This is a genomic window from Mesorhizobium subarcticum, from assembly GCF_055456085.1.
In genome coordinates, this window is record NZ_CM144237.1 from 1,643,072 (window position 1) to 1,660,773 (window position 17,702).

Below are 17,702 nucleotides of genomic sequence, written 5' to 3' on the forward strand. Positions count from 1 at the left end.
CTTTTCCTGGAATTGCTCTACTTGCACGCCCTACTTCCCGGACTTTTCTTCCCCGCTTGCCTTGTCGTCCAGCGAATGATGCAGGATCAGCGGCATCTGGCTGAAGGTGAACAGAAGCGTGATCGGCATGATGCCCCAGACCTTGAAGGTAACCCAGGCGTCGGTGGAAAAATTGCGCCACACCACTTCGTTGACGACGGCCAGGAAGATAAAGAACAGGCCCCAGCGGAAGGTGAGTTTTCTCCAGCCTTCGGCATCGAGCTTGAAGGCGGACTCGAAGACATAGCCGAGCAGCGATCTGCCGAAGAACAGGCCGCCGAGCAGCACGCCGCCGAACAGCGTGTTGACGATGGTCGGCTTCATCTTGATGAAGACGTCGTCCTGGAGATAGAGCGTCAGCGCGCCGAAGATGAAGACGACGACGCCCGAGACCATCGGCATGATCGGCAAGGTGCGCGTCAGCAGCCAGGAGGCGATCAGCGCTATTGCCGTCGCCGCCATGAACAGGCCGGTGGCAACAAAGATCGGACCGCCGAACTCACCGAGAACAGGGAATTTCTGCACCAGCCATTCGCCACGCGCATTAGCGAAGAAGAAGACGAGCAGCGGTCCGAGCTCCAGCACCAGCTTGAGCACGGGATTGACGCCTTCCTTCTTCTCTTTCTGCGGGTCGGACGGATCGCGTTCGAGAATGGGTGGGTTCATGATCTTCCTTCTTACACACGATCCCGTTTCAAGGGATCATGCCGTTACGCCACGCCAGCGATCGCCCTGGCGAATTCGCTGGCCGAGAAAGGTTCGAGGTCGTCGACCTGTTCGCCGACGCCGATGAAATAGACCGGCAATTTGTGCTTTGCCGCGATGGCTACAAGAATACCGCCGCGCGCCGTGCCGTCCAGCTTGGTCATCACCAGGCCGCTGACGCCGGCGATGTTGCGGAAGATCTCGACCTGGTTGAGCGCGTTCTGGCCGGTGGTGGCGTCGACCGTCTGCAGCACGGTGTGCGGCGCTTCCGGATCGAGCTTGCCCAGCACGCGGACGATCTTTTCCAGCTCCGCCATCAGCTCGGTCTTGTTCTGCAGGCGGCCAGCGGTGTCGATGATCAGCACGTCGGAGCCTGCCTCCTTGGCCTTTTCGAAGGCGTCATAGGCGAGGCCGGCGGCATCGGCGCCGATCTTGGAGGCGATGACAGGCGATTTCGTCCGCTCGCCCCAGATCTTCAATTGCTCGATCGCGGCGGCGCGAAAGGTGTCGCCGGCGGCGAGCATCACCGAAAGGCCGCCATCGGTCAGTTTTGCCGCCAGCTTGCCGATGGTGGTGGTCTTGCCGGTACCGTTGACGCCGACCACCAGGATGACATGCGGCTTGTGCGAGAGATCGAGCTCCAGCGGCCGGGCGACGGGGGTCAGCACCTTCTCCACCTCGGCCGCCATGACAGTGCGCACGTCTGTGTCGGAGACGTCCTTGCCGTAGCGGCTGGCGGCCAGCGCGTCGGTGATGCGAAGTGCTGTCTCCATGCCGAGATCGGCGCGGATCAGCACATCCTCCAGGTCCTGCAGCGTCTCCTCGTCCAGCTTGCGCTTGGTGAAGACGCCGGCGATGTTGCCGGTGAGTTCGCGCGACGAGCGGGCTAGCCCGTCCCGCATGCGCTGGAACCAGGAGCGCCTTGGCGCCGGTTCGGGTGTTTTTACTGGCTCGGCCTTCTGCTCGACTTTCTTGGTGACGGTCACCTTGCCAGCAGCGGGTTTCGGCTCTGGCAGTGGTTGAGGGACGGACAGCGGCTCTGGCGCGATCTCGGCAATGACGGGCTGCGTCTCCACCGGCGTCGATTGACGAATTGGGGCGGCGATTTCCGCCACTGGGGCTTCGGGCACAGCCTCTGCGGTTGGCGCGGGATATTTCGCAACTTCGCGGTGTCCCTCTTCTCGTAAGTGGGGCGAGGGCGGCGTTGGAGCTTCTTCCTTCTCCCCGTCCCTATACGGGGAGAAGGTGCCGGCAGGCGGATAAGGGGTGGCGCTGGCCGCAGAAGTTGGCTGCGCGGAAGGTGCGTCCGGTGGCGGTACCTCGACCGGTGCCGGCGTCTCCGCCGGAACTTCGGCAGGCGGAGCCGGCACTTCGACCGGCGCTGGCTCCGGCAACTTCTCCGGAAGCGGCGGCGCAACCTCCGGCTGGGCGGGTGCGGGCACCTCTTGCGGCAGCGGTTCGGGAGCAGGCTCCGGAGCGGTCGGGGGTGCCGGGATTTCCTCCGGCGGCTCGATAGGCGCTTCCGGCGCGGCCGGCTGCGGTGCCTCGACCGGCGCTGGCTCAGGCTGGATTTCCGGCTCGGACGGAACAGTCGGCTCCGGCGCTGGCGGGATGGACGGAGCCGGCTCGGGAGCCGGTTCCGGTGGGCGAGCTATCTTCGGCTCGGCGGGTGCAAGCGCGACCTTCGCTTCGGGCTCCGGCTCGTCGCGTTTCAAAAACTCCGGAACGACCTGCTCGGCCGCCGGCTTCAGCGCATCCAGCTGGTCCCATTTGATCGGCGGCAGCGGCGCGGTCTCGTCGATCCGCTCCTCGACAACCTCTTTCTTGCCGAACGAAAATATCTTCTTGAAAAAACCAGCCATGCTTTGCGTTTCTCAGGCGGCGCGTGCGGCAAGCGGGGCCGCGATCAGCCGGATGCCATCGTGGCCAGTAATTGTCGCTTCGACGATCTCGCCCGGCATGCCAGTGCCGAGCGCTGCCAGCGTGAACCCTTCGGTGCGGCCAACGCCGTCGCGCTCGATCAGGATCGACTGGCGCGTTCCAGGCAGCGAGGTGAGATGACGCCGATACGCGGCTTCGCCGGCGGCACGCAAGCGCGCTGCGCGCTGCTTGACCACTTCGCGGCGCAGCTGTGGCATGCGCGCGGCGGGCGTGCCCTCGCGTGGGCTGAACGGGAAGACGTGGAGATGGGTCAGCCCACATTCCCCAACGATCTTTTCCGAGTTTTCGAACATGGCGTCGGTCTCGGTCGGGAAGCCGGCGATGATGTCGGCGCCGAAGACGATATCTCTGCGCAATTTGCGCACATCTTCGCAGAAGCGGATCGACTGGTCGCGCAGATGGCGGCGTTTCATGCGCTTCAGGATCATGTCGTCGCCGGACTGCAGCGACAGATGCAGATGCGGCATCAGCCTGGGTTCGGTGGCGATGGCGTCGAGCAGATCATCGTCGGCCTCGATCGAATCGATCGAGGACAGCCGCAGGCGTTTGACGTCGGGCACTTGGCGCAGGATCGTCTTGACCAGTTTGCCGAGCTTGGGCGCGCCGGGCAGATCGGCGCCGAAAGAAGTCATGTCGACGCCGGTCAGCACGATCTCGGCATAGCCGTGGCCGGCCAGCCGCTTGACCTGTTCAACCACGGCGCCCATCGGCACCGAGCGCGAATTGCCGCGGCCATAGGGAATGATGCAGAAGGTGCAGCGATGGTCGCAGCCATTCTGCACCTGGACGAAGGCACGCGCGCGGCCCTCGATGGCGTCGACCATATGGCCGGCGGTCTCGCGCACCGAAAAGATGTCGTTGACGCGGGCCTTCTCGGTGTCGTTGACGCCGAAATCCGGCATTGCGCGGTAAGAATGCGCCTTCAGCTTCTCCTCATTACCGAGCACGAGATCGACCTCGTCCATGGCGGCGAATCTCTCAGGCTCGGTCTGGGCAGCGCAGCCGGTGACGATGATGCGCGCCTGCGGGTTGTCGCGGCGCGCCTTGCGGATCGCCTGCCTGGCCTGGCGCACCGCCTCGCTGGTGACGGCGCAGGTGTTGAAGATGACGGCGCCGCCGTCCAGCGCGCCGAGACCGGCGCTTTCGGCCTCGCGCCGCATGACTTCGGATTCATAGGTGTTCAGCCGACAGCCGAACGTCACCACGTCAATGCGGCTGGGAGCCTCGGAGAGGGAGCCCTCGAACTCGGGGCTCTTCGACAGAGCCGACATCAGGCCGCGCTTTCGGTGTCGCGCGCCCACGTGCCAGCCGAGGGATCAAAACTGCCGGAAAATTCCCATTCGGCGGCGCCTGTCAGGATGACATGATCGTCGTCGCGCCATTCGACATGCAATGTGCCGCCGCCCGGCGTCAGCAGGTTGACGCTGCGGCCGGTCCGCCTGGTGCGGGCCGCTGCCACAACGGAGGCACAAGCGGCGGAGCCGCAGGCCTTGGTCAGGCCGGCACCGCGTTCCCAGGTGCGGATGATCATGCTCTCGGGTGAAGTCACCTGGGCGATGGTGATGTTGGCGCGCTCGGGGAAGATCGGGTGGTTTTCGAGCAGCGGGCCGAAGCGTTCGAGCTCATAGGACCAGACGTCGCGGTCGACCCAGAAGATGGCGTGCGGATTGCCCATCGAGACGGCGGAGGGCGAATGCAGCACAGGCGCGTCGATCGGGCCGATCTGCAGCTCGATCCTGCTTGTGTCGTGGAATTCTTCGGCGAGCGGAATGTCCTGCCAACCGAAACGCGGTGTGCCCATGTCGACCGAGATCGAGCCATCGGCATGTTCCCTGGCGTTGAGGATGCCGGCGCGGGTCTCGAAGGTGAAAGTCTTCTGGCCGCTCTCGGCGGCGAGCGCCTGCACGACGCAGCGCATGCCGTTGCCGCAGGCCTGCGCACTGGAGCCGTCCGAATTCAGGATGTCGACATAGTAAGCGGTACCCGCTGTGCGCGCATCATGGATCGCCATGATCTGGTCGAAACGTGTCGCGGCATCGGCGTTCAGCGCAACGGCGGCAGCCGCCGTCACCTGATCGGCACGGCCGCGCATGTCGGCAACGATGATCTCGTTGCCGATGCCGTTCATCTTGGCGAAGGGGGCGGTGCCTGCCATGGCTCTCGCAAATTCCTGTCCGTTTTGCCGCTATATGGCGGAAACGGACAGGAATTACCAGTGCAACGCGGCCCCAAGGCGACAATCTAGACGCGGCTTTGCGACAGCGAAGACGCTGCGCTCACGTCACCGCGAAGATGCCCAGCACGACCAGCAGGAAGATGACCAGCACGATACCGATGAGGACGCGCGCGCCCGTGGCGGCGGCACCGGCCAGAGCCGGCATGCCGAGCAGGCTGGCGGCGGCGGCGACAATGAGAAGAATGATGATCCATTTGATCATGAAAAACCTCGCAAATCGACTTTGTTTGCAGCGGCTTAGGAACGCCGTCCGCGCACTCTGGTTCCGTCGTTGCGAGGCTGGTGCTCGAAGTGCCTATCCGGCGATCTCGAAATCGGTGGTGAAGGGTGCGGTCTTTTGCGAGTTCTCGTCATGCATGAGGAAATCCGCACGGTATTTGCCGGGCGGCACGCCATCCAGGGAGACGTTGAGCTTGAAGAACATTTCGCGGTTATGCGAGCGCGAGGCAAGCTGGATGCGGCCGAGCTTCTCGAAAGTGCCCAGCTTCTCGCCGGCCGCGCTGAGCACGGTGAGGTCGACATAGAGCGCGATCTGGTTGTTGCCGAGCCCGTCCGAGCCATAGCCATAGCCGACCGGCTCCATGTAAAGCACAATCTCTTCGCCCGACTTGTAAATGTGATTGGCGCGCTCGTTGTAGATGCCGAAGCCGGTGGCCCCGGTAATGTGCTTCACGTTCATCACTTCGAGCGGCATTGCTTTCCACAGCGCCTCCTCGGCGTCGCGGAACTTCGTCAGCGCCCCCACGCCGTCATTTGACTGGAGCGCCTTCTCCGCTTCGGCGGCTTTGTCGGCGATCTCGCCGGCAAAAGCGGCGGTCGATGTCGAGATGACCAGCGCAGCCAAGGCTGCCGCAAGGAACTTCATAGGCTTCCTCCCAAGGACGATCCATTAGCATCGTCTTCTAAAAAGACCGCCGGGTAAACTGCTCGTTTATCGCGATGTGATGTTCGGCAACGTCCCACACCTCTCCCGGGCGCATGGCGCGAAAGCGCTCCTGCGGCAGGCCCTCGGCGTCAAGCGCCTCGGCCAGTTTCCGGACCGGCTCGTCGATCGGCTCGTCGGTGAGTTGAAACGTGCCCCAGTGACAACCGGCGGCGAAGGCGGCATTGCACAGCTTCATGCCTTGCACGGCCTCCTCCGGGTTCTGGTGCTGCGGCGCCATGAACCAGCGCGGCTCATAGGCGCCGATCGGCAGGATGGCGAAGCGGAAGCCGCCATGCTTGTGCGCCATCAGCCGGTAGTTGATGCCGTCGTGGAAGCCGGTGTCGCCGGCGAAATAGATTTTTCCCCCAGGCGTCTCGACGACGAAGCCAGCCCACAGTGCCATGCGCCGGTCGCGGGCGCCCCGCGCCGACCAATGATGCGCCGGCTCGACATGGACGAAAACGCCGTTGCCGATATCGACCCGGTCACCCCAATCATGCGCGGCCAGCCGCATGCCGGGAACCGCGCCACCAATGAGGACATCGTTGCCGAGCGGCGTGATCACGGTCGGTTCGTGGCTGGCCTTGAGCTGCGTCAGCGTCGCAAGGTCGAGATGGTCGTAATGATTGTGGCTGACCAGCACGAGGTCGATCGGCGGCAGGTCGGCAAAAGCGATGCCCGGCGGATTGATGCGTTTGGGTCCGGCAAAGGAAAATGGCGAGGTGCGCTGCGACCAGACCGGATCGGTGAGGATGTTCAGGCCCGCCGTCTGGATCAGCAGCGTCGAGTGGCCAACCATGGTCACGGTCAGCCCGGAACCTTCGACTCTCGCCGTCGGCTTGGCCTGCGGAAAAGGGCTTGGGTTGGTGGCCGGCCATTTCGAACGTTGGCCGCTAAACTGCCATTTCAGCAGATCGGTGAAGCGACCTGGCAGCTGGCCGCCGGGATTGAAGAACAGGCTGCCATCGAAATGGTCGCTGGGCGGACCGCTGTAATAGCGGTTGGCGGCTTTCTTTCCTGCGGCCAAGCTCTGCGCTCCAGCGGGTTTCGGCCCCTAGACATAAGTCCTGCGCAGGCCGGCGCAAGCTTTTGCGGGCGAACGACGTGGGAACCGGCCTTTCCCAGTTACGGATGGCGGGGACCGGGCGATGAGGGCGCCGGCTCACCCTGATTGCGATAAATTTGCAACAATTCTTGCCGCAAACCCTATTTTAACCATATCAGGTTGAAATTTCGCCACCTTCTCCATCTTGGTGGAGGTGAGATTGCGCGGACGGCGTCCCCCCAGCCGGATCCGACGGAGGTTGGAATGAATTTTTCGAAAAGCGGCCTGGTGGCCGTATCGCTGGCTGCGCTCGTTGCGAGCGGCTGCTCGACCTCGCGGTTTTCGTCAATGGACGACCAACAGCCGGCGCCCTTGCAGCCGGCACCCGCCGGCCAGGTGAGTTCGAATCAGCTGCCGCCGCCGGCCTCACCGGGCACTACCGATCCGTCAAAATTCCCGACCGCACCGGCAAACACGCAGGTGGCTTCCTTGCCGCCGGATGGCACGGCACCCGCCGGTGCCTCGGATCTCAGCGCGGCAAGCGTCGCCGGCGTCTGGAACGCCAGCGTTTCCGGCCAGAGCTGCAAGATCGCGACGCCGCAGACCAAGTTCGGCGCCGGCTTCCGTGCCGGGCCGCTGCATTGCCCAGCACCGATCGACGGCATCAAGTCGTGGAATGTCGCCGGCAAGCAGCTGACGCTTTACGACGAGAATGGCGGCTCGCTGGCGCGGCTCTATTCCTCGGGCGGCTCGAAATTCGATGGCCAGACTTCCAACGGCCAGCCGATCTCGCTTACAAGATAGTCGATAATTTTTGTTTTTACGCAATTCCGGACGGAAAACCGCTACACACTTTTCCTGGAATTGCTCCACGACGACGTGACCGATGCATCTGCGTGACGGCCTCCAGACCCATGCGACCGTCAGGCAGCGCTACGACCATCTGGTGGCAACCGGCGCGATCGAGCGCGACCCCGCGCAGGAACGCATCGCCGCTGCACTCGACCGGCTGACAGCGGAAATCTCGGCAAAACGGCTGGCGCACAAATCGAGTGCGCTGGGCTGGCTGTTTGCCCGCAAGCGCGAGACGCGCGAGGTCGTCAAGGGCCTCTACATCCATGGCGGCGTCGGCCGCGGCAAGACCATGCTGATGGACATGTTCTTCGAGCTGCTGCCGGTGCGGCGCAAGCGCCGCGTCCATTTCAACGACTTCATGGCCGATGTGCAGGACCGCATCCAGAAGCACCGGCAGGCGCGCAAGGACGGTACGGTCAAGGAGGACGATCCGATCCCGCCGGTGGCCAAGGCGCTGGCCGAACAGGCCTGGGTGCTGTGCTTCGACGAGTTCTCGGTCACCGACATTGCCGACGCGATGATCCTGTCCAGGCTGTTTTCGGCGCTGTTTGCCAGCGGCGTCGTGCTGGTCGCCACCTCGAACGTGGCACCGGAAAATCTCTACAGTGACGGGCTGAACCGCCAGTTGTTCCTGCCATTCATCGCCATTCTGGAACGGCACGCGCAGGTGCTGTCGCTCGACAGCGACAAGGATTACCGGCTGGAAAAGCTCGCCCGTACGCCGGTCTATGTCACGCCGGCCGATGCGGCGGCCGACCGGATGCTCGACGAGGCCTGGCGAACGATGACGCGCGGCGCGCCGACGGCGGCGACGTCGCTGGCGCTCAAGGGCCGGCAAGTGGTGGTGCCGGCTGCCGCCGGCGACGCGGCGCGGTTCGCTTTCGCCGACCTTTGCGAAAAACCGCTCGGCGCGCGTGATTTCCTGGCCATCGCCGGGCGCTTTTCGACTGTCTTCATCGATCACATCCCGGTGCTGGGCGAAGGCAAGCGCAACGAGGCCAAGCGCTTCATCCTGTTGATCGACACGCTCTACGACCATCACGTCCGGCTGGTGGTGAGCGCCGAGGCGCCGCCGCCGCAGCTTTACGTCGCCAAGCGCGGCGTCGAGGTGTTCGAGTTCGAGCGCACGGCGTCACGCCTGATCGAGATGCAGAGCCGCGATTGGCTGGAGGACTGGGCCGAGCGGCGGAAGGCGAAGGATTCGGCGAACAGGCTCGAAAGCCAGCAGGATGAGCCTCCTGTCGCTACGGCTTGAGCCTTTCAGGCGGCTGGCAAACTGCCGGCAACGACTGTGTAGTGATCGACAAATTCGGATTTCTCCAGGAGATAGCGATCATCTTCCGGGTAGTAGCGGGCCAGTTCCGGTGCATCGCCGGCAAAGCCTCGCACCGCGTCCATTGATGACCACCAGCTCAATGTGACGATCTCCGTCGTGCCGTTGTCGCGATCACGCATAAGCATCTGGAAGCCGCGATTGCCTGCCGTGGCCGCGTAATCAAGCCCCCCTGTCCTTCCGACATAGGCGGCATAGGCAGCGCGATCCTGCCGTGCGGATGACGGACGACCAGCGACGCAGAATGAGCGGTTCCGTTTCGGCCATGGCTAACTCCTTGTTGTCGTGGCCGCAAAACCAACAGCAATGATCCAGGGCATTAAACATACATCACGAACGGCTCGGCCACCGAATCGCGCGACTCATAAAGCGCGCGAGCCGCGATCATGAAATAGCTTGCCTGACTGAGATAGGCTCCCAGTCGGTGTGGCCTGACCGGCTCGTCGAACACATCCTCGGCCACTCGCATCACAAGGGCGTCATCGGCTCTTCAAGCCTTCTGATCGCCACCCTAAATGTGTATTGTCAGCCAAGTCGGCTTACAAACTTTGACGTTTACGTAAATCCCAAACCATCTAACCGATTGAAAATGCTCACCCCAAAATAATCGTTTGAATTTATCGCTCACCGGGGCTATTGGGTGCGGCGAAATCTCGCGGTTTCCCCGCAGCATTCCGGCCTCTTGCTCGACACCGTCATCAAGCCGCTAAAGACTTGAGACACCGTCAAACACAAAGGGAAAACATCCTCTCATGGCACGCAACAAGATAGCGCTCATCGGCTCGGGCATGATCGGCGGCACGCTCGCCCACATGATCGGCCTCAAGGACCTCGGCGACGTGGTGCTGTTCGATATTGCCGAGGGCACGCCGCAGGGCAAGGGGCTCGATATCGCGCAGTCTTCGCCGGTCGATGGTTTCGATTCCCGGCTGACCGGCGTCAATGACTATGCCGGGATCGAGGGTGCCGACGTCTGCATCGTCACCGCCGGCGTGCCGCGCAAGCCGGGCATGAGCCGCGACGACCTGCTGGGTATCAACCTCAAGGTCATGGAACAGGTCGGCGCCGGGCTGAAGAAGTACGCGCCAAAAGCTTTCGTCATCTGCATCACCAACCCGCTCGATGCGATGGTGTGGGCGCTGCAGAAGTTTTCCGGCCTGCCCAAGAGCCATGTCGTCGGCATGGCCGGCGTGCTCGACAGCGCGCGTTTCCGCTATTTCCTGGCCGAGGAGTTCAAGGTCTCGGTTGAGGACGTCACCGCTTTCGTGCTCGGCGGCCACGGCGATTCCATGGTGCCGATGATCCGCTATTCGACGGTCTCGGGCATTCCGCTGCCCGACCTGATCAAGATGGGCTGGACCTCGAAGGAGAAGCTCGACCAGATCGTGCAGCGCACCCGTGACGGCGGCGCCGAGATCGTCGGCCTGCTCAAGACCGGCTCGGCCTATTACGCGCCGGCGGCTTCGGCGATCCAGATGGCCGAAGCCTACCTCAAGGACAAGAAGCGCGTGCTGCCTTGCGCGGCGTTCCTCTCGGGCCAGTATGGGGTCAAGAACACCTATGTCGGCGTTCCCGTGGTGATCGGCGCCGGCGGCGTCGAGCGCATCATCGAGATCGACCTCAACAAGAGCGAGCAGAAAATGTTCGACAGTTCGGTGGCGACGGTGCAGGGCCTGACCGAGGCCTGCGTCAAGATCGCGCCGCAGCTCGCCTCGAAGTAAACCCCGGCCGTTGATCTGGAGACAATCCCATGAACATCCATGAATATCAGGGCAAGGCGCTGCTGAAGAGCTTTGGCGCGCCGGTGGCCGAAGGCGTGCCGGTGTTCAAGGCAAGCGAGGCGGAAGCCGCCGCCAAGGCACTTCCCGGTCCGCTCTACGTGGTGAAGAGCCAGATCCATGCTGGCGGCCGCGGCAAGGGCAAATTCAAGGAGCTGGGCCCCGACGCCAAGGGCGGTGTGCGGCTGGCGAAGTCGGTCGCCGAGGTCGTTGCCAACGCCAACGAGATGCTCGGCCACACGCTGGTGACCAAGCAGACAGGCCCGGCCGGCAAGCAGGTCAACCGCCTCTACATCGAGGACGGCGCCGACATTGACCGCGAACTCTATCTCTCGATCCTGGTCGACCGCACGGTCGGCCGCGTTGCCTTCGTCGTTTCGACCGAAGGCGGCATGGACATCGAGGCGGTCGCGCATGATACGCCCGAAAAGATCATCACCGTCGCCATCGACCCGGAAAAGGGCGTCACATCTGCCGATCTGAAGGCGCTCAATGGCGCGCTGAAGCTCGACGGCGATGCGGCCAAGGACGGCGATACGCTGTTCCCGATCCTCTACAAGGCCTTCGTCGAGAAGGACATGAGCCTGCTCGAGGTCAACCCGCTGATCGTCATGAAGAGCGGCCGGCTGCGCGTGCTCGACGCGAAGGTGTCGTTCGACAACAACGCGCTGTTCCGTCACCCGGACGTGCTCGAACTGCGCGACACCACCGAAGAGGACGAGAAGGAGATCGAGGCGTCGAAATACGACCTCGCCTATGTCGCGCTCGACGGCAATATCGGCTGCATGGTCAACGGCGCCGGCCTTGCCATGGCGACGATGGACATCATCAAGCTCTATGGCGCCGAGCCCGCCAACTTCCTCGACGTCGGCGGCGGCGCGTCCAAGGAGAAGGTGACGGCGGCGTTCAAGATCATCACCAAGGATCCGGCGGTCAAAGGCATCCTGATCAACATCTTCGGCGGCATCATGAAGTGCGACATCATCGCCGAGGGCGTCATCGCCGCGGTCAAGGAAGTCGGCCTCAAGGTTCCGCTGGTCGTGCGCCTGGAAGGCACCAATGCCGAGCTCGGCAAGACGATCATCAACGACAGCGGCCTCAACGTGGTGTCGGCCGATGATCTCGACGACGCGGCCAAGAAGATCGTGGCGGCGGTGAAGGGCTGAGCGGATGCCTCCGCGCAAGATAAACCTCGTCGAGGCGGCGGACGCGAAGATCACCAAGGTGTTCGATCCGCATATCGCCGGCGATGTCAACGATGCCCAAGCGAAGGTCGCCAAGTTCGGCGCGGCTTTCGATTGGCACGCGCATGAGCATGAGGACGAGGCCTTCCTCGTGCTGCGCGGCCGCATCGCCATCGATTTCCGCGATGGTCCGGTCGAGCTTAGCGAGGGCGATTTCATCGTCGTGCCGCGCGGCGTCGAGCACCGGCCGCGCTCGCTGACCGCCGAGCCCGTGGTACTGATGTTCGAGCCGGCGACGACGCTCAACACCGGCAACGCCAAGAGCAATCTCACCGTCTCCGATTTGAAGCGGCTCTGACCGATGAACGCTGCATCCTTCTCCTCGCTCTCGGCCGATCACCAGCGCCTGCAGGCCCTGGTCGGCGCGTGGCGCGGCGAGGAAGAGGTAGCGGACACGCAATGGGCCGATGGCGGCACGGCGACGTCGGACGTGCTGGCAGAGGCACAGTTCGGCGGCCTGTTCGTGGTGCAGCGCTATCGCCAGCGCCGCGACGGCACGATCTCGTTCGGCGCGCACAGCGTGTTCGGCTTCGACCAGCAAAACAGCGTCGTCACCATGCACCAGTTCGATTCGATGGGTTTCGTGCCGATGTCGCCGGCCACGGGCACGTGGGACGGCAACACACTGATGCTGTTGCGCTCATCGCCGCGCGGAGCCGCACGCGTCACCTACGACTTCGCCACAGACGACAGCTATCGCATGCGGCTGGAATTCCAGCCACCCGGCAGCGGTACCTGGCAAGAGATGGTGAGCGGCCTTTACCGGCGCGTTCTGCCTTCCGAGTTGAGGGAAGGCTGAGCAATGGAGATCGTGGTCAGGACGGTTGCAGAATTACACATAATCACACATATTACTACTGTGTATTTATGTGGAGACACACGATGAAGAACGTCACCCTGGCCATGGACGAGGCTCTGCTTGAACAAGCGCGAGGCCTGGCCGAACGTCGCAAGACGACGCTCAACGCCCTCATTCGTTCCCTGCTTGCGCATGAAGTCGAACAGGAAGACCGGATTGCCTGGGCCAAGGCGGGAATGAAGCGGCTCATGGACGAGGCCGCGAAACGGAGTGACAGCGCAGACACCCCTTACAAGTGGGATCGAAGGGACGCCTATGCCGACCGGGAAGATCGATTGCTTTCTCGACACGAACGTCCTGATCTACGCGGCTTCGGAGAAGAATCGTGATCCGCGCCGCGCGCCAATCGCCGAAGACCTGGTATCGAGCACTGTCTTTGGCGTGTCGGGGCAGACTTTGGCCGAATTCATCGCGGTGGCGCGGGGGAAATCCCTACTTGGCGATGATCTGCTCGACCAGTGGCTGGTCCTCCTCGGGACTTGCCCGTTGGTACCTGTCGATGAAAGCTACGTTCGCGCGGGACTGGACCTCGCGCGCCGCTACGGAATTCACTACTACGACGCCGCGCTTCTCGCCGCGGCCGGGTATCTCGGCGCGCCGATTTTCTACACTGAAGATCTCAACCACAACCAGGTTTATGGCTCGGTCCGAGCCGTTAATCCTTTCTTGTAATCGCTGAATTCAGAGGCGTAATCACCCATGTCTATTCTCGTCGACAAGAACACCAAGGTGCTGGTGCAGGGCCTGACCGGCAAGACCGGCACGTTCCACACCGAACAGGCGCTGGCCTATCACGGCACCAAGATGGTGGGTGGCATCCATCCCAAGAAGGGCGGCGAGACCTGGACCGGGTCGAAGGGCGAGAGCCTGCCGATCTTCGCCACCGTCGCCGAGGGCAAGGAAAAGACCGGCGCCAATGCGTCCGTGGTCTATGTGCCGCCGGCGGGTGCCGCCGAAGCCATCCTGGAAGCGATCGAGGCGGAAATTCCGCTGATCATCTGCATCACCGAAGGCATTCCGGTGATGGACATGATCAAGGTCAAGGGGCGGCTCGACCGCTCGACCTCGCGGCTGATCGGGCCGAACTGCCCGGGCGTGCTCACCCCCAATGAATGCAAGATCGGCATCATGCCCGGAAACATCTTCCGCAAGGGCTCGGTCGGCGTTGTTTCGCGCTCGGGAACACTTACCTATGAGGCAGTGTTCCAGACCACCAATGTCGGCCTCGGCCAGACCACCGCGGTCGGCATCGGCGGCGACCCCGTCAAAGGCACCGAGTTCATCGACGTGCTAGAGATGTTCCTCGCCGACGACGAGACCAAGTCGATCATCATGATCGGCGAGATCGGCGGCTCGGCCGAGGAAGACGCCGCGCAGTTCCTCAAGGACGAAGCCAAGCGTGGCCGCAAGAAGCCGATGGCCGGCTTCATCGCCGGGCGCACCGCGCCGGCGGGCCGCACGATGGGCCATGCGGGCGCGGTCATCTCGGGCGGCAAGGGCGGCGCGGAAGACAAGATCGCGGCCATGGAATCGGCCGGGATCAAGGTCTCGCCGTCACCTGCACGGCTCGGCACGACGCTGGTTGAAGCCATCAAGGGCTGAACCGCGCGCTGATTGTTGGAATGAGAGCCAACGGCGGTTCGTTGGCTTTGAGGGGACAAGAAGGGCGGGTGAACCGCCCGCTATCGCGGCCCTGCCGCAAACGCAAGGAGACGGAGCCAGGCTCCGCTGAAACGACATGGCAAGACAAGATCAGGCCAACGACCAATTTTCGCTCACCTCGTTCCTCTATGGCGGCAACGCCGATTACATCGACGCGCTCTATGCCGCCTATGAGGACGATCCCGCCTCGGTCAATCCGGACTGGCAGGAGTTCTTCGCCGGGCTGAAGGACGATGCCGGTGATGTGCGAAAGAACGCCAAGGGCGCCTCGTGGGCGAAGCCCTCCTGGCCGCTGCAGGCCAATGGCGAGTTGGTGTCGGCGCTCGACGGCAATTGGGGCCTGGTCGAGAAGACGGTTGAAAAGAAGGTCAAGGACAAGGCGGTCACCAACGGCGTCGTCCTGTCCGATGCCGACGTGCACCAGGCGACGCGCGATTCGGTTCGCGCTATCATGATGATCCGCGCCTACCGCATGCGCGGCCATCTGCACGCCAATCTCGATCCGCTGGGCATCGCCAAGCCGCTCGAGGACTACAATGAACTGTCGCCCGAGAATTACGGCTTCACCGAAGCCGACTACGACCGACCGATCTTCCTCGACAATGTGCTCGGGCTCGAATTCGGCTCCATCCGGCAGATGCTGGAGATCCTGACCCGCACCTATTGCTCGACGCTGGGCGTCGAGTTCATGCACATCTCCGATCCTGAGGAGAAGGCTTGGATCCAGGCGCGCATCGAGGGCGCCGACAAGGAAATCTCTTTCACCGCCACCGGCAAGAAGGCGATCCTGCAGAAGCTGATCGAGGCCGAAGGCTTCGAGCAGTTCATCGACGTCAAGTACAAGGGCACCAAGCGTTTCGGCCTCGACGGCAGTGAAGCGCTGATCCCGGCGCTGGAGCAGATCGTCAAGCGCGGCGGCCAGCTCGGCATGAAGGAAATCGTGCTCGGCATGGCGCATCGTGGCCGGCTGAACGTGCTTTCCCAGGTGATGGCCAAGCCGCACCGCGCCATCTTCCACGAGTTCAAGGGTGGCTCGGCCGCCCCCGACGAGGTCGAAGGCTCAGGCGACGTCAAGTACCATCTCGGCGCCTCGTCGGACCGCGAGTTCGACGGCAACAAGGTGCATTTGTCGCTGACCGCCAATCCTTCGCATCTGGAAATCGTCGATCCGGTGGTGATGGGCAAGGCGCGGGCCAAGCAGGACTATCTGTTCGGCCGCGGCCGCGAGGAGATCGTACCGCTGGAGGAACGCGCCAAGGTGCTGCCGCTGCTGCTGCACGGTGACGCCGCCTTCGCCGGCCAGGGCGTGATTGCCGAAATCCTCGGCCTGTCCGGGCTGCGCGGCCACCGTGTCGCCGGCACGCTGCACTTCATCATCAACAATCAGATCGGCTTCACCACCAATCCGCGCTTCTCGCGCTCGTCGCCCTATCCGTCCGACGTCGCCAAGATGATCGAGGCACCGATCTTCCACGTCAATGGCGACGATCCGGAAGCCGTGGTCCACGCCACCAAGGTGGCGATCGAGTTCCGCATGAAGTTCCACAAGCCGGTGGTCGTGGACATGTTCTGCTACCGCCGCTTCGGCCACAATGAGGGTGACGAACCGGCCTTCACCCAGCCGCTCATGTATCGCAACATCCGCACCCACAAGACGACGGTGCAGATCTATGGTGAGCGGCTGATCGCCGAGGGTCACATCACCCAGGCCGAGCTCGACAAGCTCAAGGCCGACTGGCGCGCGCATCTGGAATCCGAATGGGAAGTCGGCCAGCATTACAAGCCCAACAAGGCCGACTGGCTGGACGGCGCCTGGTCGGGCCTGCGCACGGCCGACAACCAGGACGAACAACGGCGCGGCAAGACCGCCGTGCCGGTCAAGGTGCTGAAGGAAATCGGCAAGAAGCTGACCGAGGTGCCGAAGGGCTTCGAGGCGCACAAGACGATCATCCGCTTCCTCGAGAACCGCCGCGAGGCCATCGACTCCGGCGAGGGCATCGACTGGTCGACAGCCGAGGCGCTGGCCTTCGGCGCCATCCTGCTCGACGGCAATCCGATCCGCCTGTCAGGGCAGGATTCCGAGCGCGGCACCTTCTCGCAACGCCATTCCGTGCTCTACGACCAGCGCGACGAAACCCGCTACATCCCGCTCAACAATCTGTCGGCGGCGCAGGCAGGCTACGAAGTCATCAACTCGATGCTGTCGGAAGAGGCGGTGCTGGGCTTCGAATATGGCTACAGCCTCGCCGAACCGAAGGCGCTGACCTTGTGGGAAGCGCAGTTCGGTGACTTCGCCAACGGCGCCCAGGTGGTGTTCGACCAGTTCATCTCTAGCGGTGAGCGCAAGTGGCTCAGAATGTCGGGCCTCGTCTGCCTGTTGCCGCATGGCTATGAGGGTCAGGGTCCCGAACATTCCTCGGCCCGGCTGGAGCGCTTCCTGCAGCTTTGCGCCGAAGACAACATGCAAGTGGCCAACTGCACCACGCCGGCCAACTACTTCCATATATTGCGCCGGCAGCTGAAGCGTGACTTCCGCAAGCCGCTAATCCTGATGACGCCGAAGTCGCTGCTGCGCCACAAGCGGGCGGTGTCGACGCTGCCGGAAATGTCGGGCGAAAGCTCTTTCCACCGGCTGCTGTGGGATGACGCGCAACTGCTTTCCGGACAGGCGATCAAGCTGGTCAAGGACAGCAAGATCCGCCGCGTCGTGCTGTGCTCGGGCAAGGTCTATTACGACCTCTACGAGGAGCGCGAGAAGCGTGGCATCAACGACATCTATCTGCTGCGCGTCGAACAGCTCTATCCGTTCCCGGCCAAGGCGCTGATCACCGAATTGTCGCGTTTCCGCAACGCCGAGATGGTGTGGTGCCAGGAGGAGCCCAAGAACATGGGCGCCTGGTCGTTCATCGACCCCTATCTCGAATGGGTGCTTGCGCATATCGACGCCAAGCATCAGCGCGTTCGCTACACCGGCCGGCCGGCGGCCGCGTCGCCGGCGACGGGGTTGATGTCCAAGCACCTTGCCCAGCTCGCCGCCTTGCTCGAAGACGCGCTCGGCGAATAACAGAACCCGACCAAAA

The 17,702-nt window shown here is 63.2% G+C and carries 19 protein-coding genes; 10 read left to right on the plus strand and 9 right to left on the minus strand.

The window, feature by feature from the left end; translation table 11 throughout:
* Positions 1–30: 30 nt before the first annotated feature.
* From ACZYHG_RS07915 to ACZYHG_RS07945, 7 genes are all read right to left on the minus strand, one after another.
* On the minus strand, positions 31–705 hold the full coding sequence (locus tag ACZYHG_RS07915; protein WP_464613308.1) for a septation protein A: 675 nt from the start codon (positions 703–705) through the stop codon (positions 31–33).
* Positions 706–749: 44 nt separating this feature from the next.
* On the minus strand, positions 750–2,606 hold the full coding sequence (gene ftsY, locus ACZYHG_RS07920) for a signal recognition particle-docking protein FtsY (RefSeq protein WP_464613309.1): 1,857 nt from the start codon (positions 2,604–2,606) through the stop codon (positions 750–752).
* 12 nt (positions 2,607–2,618) lie between these two features.
* Positions 2,619–3,956 carry a tRNA (N(6)-L-threonylcarbamoyladenosine(37)-C(2))-methylthiotransferase MtaB gene (mtaB, locus tag ACZYHG_RS07925; protein ID WP_464613310.1) on the minus strand — a complete coding sequence of 446 codons (1,338 nt, stop codon included), beginning with the start codon at positions 3,954–3,956 and terminating at the stop codon, positions 2,619–2,621.
* Entirely contained in the window at positions 3,956–4,840 is an 885-nt protein-coding gene (gene dapF, locus ACZYHG_RS07930; RefSeq protein WP_027031922.1) for a diaminopimelate epimerase, read from the minus strand. The genes mtaB and dapF overlap by 1 nt, the downstream gene beginning before the upstream one ends.
* Before the next feature lie 121 nt (positions 4,841–4,961).
* Positions 4,962–5,123 carry a DUF1328 family protein gene (locus tag ACZYHG_RS07935; RefSeq protein ID WP_027059387.1) on the minus strand — a complete coding sequence of 54 codons (162 nt, stop codon included), beginning with the start codon at positions 5,121–5,123 and terminating at the stop codon, positions 4,962–4,964.
* Positions 5,124–5,216: 93 nt separating this feature from the next.
* A complete protein-coding gene (locus ACZYHG_RS07940) occupies positions 5,217–5,786 on the minus strand; it encodes a hypothetical protein (protein ID WP_464613311.1) in 570 nt (189 codons plus the stop codon).
* Between the two features lie 37 nt (positions 5,787–5,823).
* On the minus strand, positions 5,824–6,873 hold the full coding sequence (locus tag ACZYHG_RS07945) for an MBL fold metallo-hydrolase (protein ID WP_464613312.1): 1,050 nt from the start codon (positions 6,871–6,873) through the stop codon (positions 5,824–5,826).
* Positions 6,874–7,155: 282 nt separating this feature from the next.
* On the opposite strand from ACZYHG_RS07945, the gene ACZYHG_RS07950 reads away from it, so the two are divergent.
* Positions 7,156–7,695 carry a protease inhibitor Inh/omp19 family protein gene (locus ACZYHG_RS07950; RefSeq protein WP_027059390.1) on the plus strand — a complete coding sequence of 180 codons (540 nt, stop codon included), beginning with the start codon at positions 7,156–7,158 and terminating at the stop codon, positions 7,693–7,695.
* Positions 7,696–7,777: 82 nt separating this feature from the next.
* On the plus strand, positions 7,778–9,001 hold the full coding sequence (zapE, locus tag ACZYHG_RS07955; RefSeq protein ID WP_464613313.1) for a cell division protein ZapE: 1,224 nt from the start codon (positions 7,778–7,780) through the stop codon (positions 8,999–9,001).
* A gap of 5 nt (positions 9,002–9,006) precedes the next feature.
* On the opposite strand, the gene ACZYHG_RS07960 is transcribed toward zapE, so the two are convergent.
* Together ACZYHG_RS07960 and ACZYHG_RS07965 are read right to left on the minus strand one after the other, a co-directional pair.
* Complete coding sequence (locus tag ACZYHG_RS07960) at positions 9,007–9,207, minus strand: hypothetical protein (RefSeq protein WP_464613314.1); 201 nt, start codon at positions 9,205–9,207, stop codon at positions 9,007–9,009.
* 191 nt (positions 9,208–9,398) lie between these two features.
* Complete coding sequence (locus ACZYHG_RS07965; protein WP_464613315.1) at positions 9,399–9,542, minus strand: hypothetical protein; 144 nt, start codon at positions 9,540–9,542, stop codon at positions 9,399–9,401.
* A gap of 289 nt (positions 9,543–9,831) precedes the next feature.
* Here ACZYHG_RS07965 and mdh point away from each other — a divergent pair, with 289 nt between their 5' ends.
* From mdh to ACZYHG_RS08005, 8 genes are all read left to right on the plus strand, one after another.
* On the plus strand, positions 9,832–10,800 hold the full coding sequence (mdh, locus tag ACZYHG_RS07970) for a malate dehydrogenase (protein ID WP_027031916.1): 969 nt from the start codon (positions 9,832–9,834) through the stop codon (positions 10,798–10,800).
* Positions 10,801–10,829: 29 nt separating this feature from the next.
* Positions 10,830–12,023 (plus strand): ADP-forming succinate--CoA ligase subunit beta, encoded by a 1,194-nt coding sequence (gene sucC / locus ACZYHG_RS07975; RefSeq protein WP_464613316.1) that lies wholly within the window; start codon positions 10,830–10,832, stop codon positions 12,021–12,023.
* A 4-nt stretch (positions 12,024–12,027) separates the two neighbouring features.
* A complete protein-coding gene (locus ACZYHG_RS07980; protein ID WP_464613317.1) occupies positions 12,028–12,399 on the plus strand; it encodes a cupin domain-containing protein in 372 nt (123 codons plus the stop codon).
* A gap of 3 nt (positions 12,400–12,402) precedes the next feature.
* Positions 12,403–12,900: a DUF1579 family protein gene (locus ACZYHG_RS07985; protein ID WP_464613318.1), complete on the plus strand. Its 498-nt coding sequence runs from the start codon at positions 12,403–12,405 to the stop codon at positions 12,898–12,900.
* An 83-nt stretch (positions 12,901–12,983) separates the two neighbouring features.
* Complete coding sequence (locus ACZYHG_RS07990; RefSeq protein ID WP_023784120.1) at positions 12,984–13,289, plus strand: hypothetical protein; 306 nt, start codon at positions 12,984–12,986, stop codon at positions 13,287–13,289.
* Complete coding sequence (locus ACZYHG_RS07995; protein WP_464613319.1) at positions 13,216–13,632, plus strand: PIN domain-containing protein; 417 nt, start codon at positions 13,216–13,218, stop codon at positions 13,630–13,632. The genes ACZYHG_RS07990 and ACZYHG_RS07995 overlap by 74 nt, the downstream gene beginning before the upstream one ends.
* Before the next feature lie 27 nt (positions 13,633–13,659).
* Positions 13,660–14,562 carry a succinate--CoA ligase subunit alpha gene (sucD, locus tag ACZYHG_RS08000; RefSeq protein ID WP_464613320.1) on the plus strand — a complete coding sequence of 301 codons (903 nt, stop codon included), beginning with the start codon at positions 13,660–13,662 and terminating at the stop codon, positions 14,560–14,562.
* Between the two features lie 136 nt (positions 14,563–14,698).
* Positions 14,699–17,686, plus strand: a complete 2,988-nt coding sequence (locus ACZYHG_RS08005; RefSeq protein ID WP_464613321.1) for a 2-oxoglutarate dehydrogenase E1 component — start codon at positions 14,699–14,701, stop codon at positions 17,684–17,686.
* Positions 17,687–17,702: the final 16 nt, after the last annotated feature.

Excerpts from the sequence above, each read along its gene's own strand:
- ACZYHG_RS07915 (WP_464613308.1), bottom strand. The coding sequence starts at position 705 with ATGAACCCACCCATTCTCGAACGCGATCCGTCCGACCCGCAGAAAGAG.
- ftsY (WP_464613309.1), bottom strand. The coding sequence starts at position 2,606 with ATGGCTGGTTTTTTCAAGAAGATATTTTCGTTCGGCAAGAAAGAGGTT.
- mtaB (WP_464613310.1), bottom strand. The coding sequence starts at position 3,956 with ATGTCGGCTCTGTCGAAGAGCCCCGAGTTCGAGGGCTCCCTCTCCGAG.
- dapF (WP_027031922.1), bottom strand. The coding sequence starts at position 4,840 with ATGGCAGGCACCGCCCCCTTCGCCAAGATGAACGGCATCGGCAACGAG.
- ACZYHG_RS07935 (WP_027059387.1), bottom strand. The coding sequence starts at position 5,123 with ATGATCAAATGGATCATCATTCTTCTCATTGTCGCCGCCGCCGCCAGC.
- ACZYHG_RS07940 (WP_464613311.1), bottom strand. The coding sequence starts at position 5,786 with ATGAAGTTCCTTGCGGCAGCCTTGGCTGCGCTGGTCATCTCGACATCG.
- ACZYHG_RS07950 (WP_027059390.1), top strand. The coding sequence starts at position 7,156 with ATGAATTTTTCGAAAAGCGGCCTGGTGGCCGTATCGCTGGCTGCGCTC.
- zapE (WP_464613313.1), top strand. The coding sequence starts at position 7,778 with ATGCATCTGCGTGACGGCCTCCAGACCCATGCGACCGTCAGGCAGCGC.
- ACZYHG_RS07960 (WP_464613314.1), bottom strand. The coding sequence starts at position 9,207 with ATGCTTATGCGTGATCGCGACAACGGCACGACGGAGATCGTCACATTG.
- mdh (WP_027031916.1), top strand. The coding sequence starts at position 9,832 with ATGGCACGCAACAAGATAGCGCTCATCGGCTCGGGCATGATCGGCGGC.
- sucC (WP_464613316.1), top strand. The coding sequence starts at position 10,830 with ATGAACATCCATGAATATCAGGGCAAGGCGCTGCTGAAGAGCTTTGGC.
- ACZYHG_RS07980 (WP_464613317.1), top strand. The coding sequence starts at position 12,028 with ATGCCTCCGCGCAAGATAAACCTCGTCGAGGCGGCGGACGCGAAGATC.
- ACZYHG_RS07985 (WP_464613318.1), top strand. The coding sequence starts at position 12,403 with ATGAACGCTGCATCCTTCTCCTCGCTCTCGGCCGATCACCAGCGCCTG.
- ACZYHG_RS07990 (WP_023784120.1), top strand. The coding sequence starts at position 12,984 with ATGAAGAACGTCACCCTGGCCATGGACGAGGCTCTGCTTGAACAAGCG.
- ACZYHG_RS07995 (WP_464613319.1), top strand. The coding sequence starts at position 13,216 with ATGCCGACCGGGAAGATCGATTGCTTTCTCGACACGAACGTCCTGATC.
- sucD (WP_464613320.1), top strand. The coding sequence starts at position 13,660 with ATGTCTATTCTCGTCGACAAGAACACCAAGGTGCTGGTGCAGGGCCTG.
- ACZYHG_RS08005 (WP_464613321.1), top strand. The coding sequence starts at position 14,699 with ATGGCAAGACAAGATCAGGCCAACGACCAATTTTCGCTCACCTCGTTC.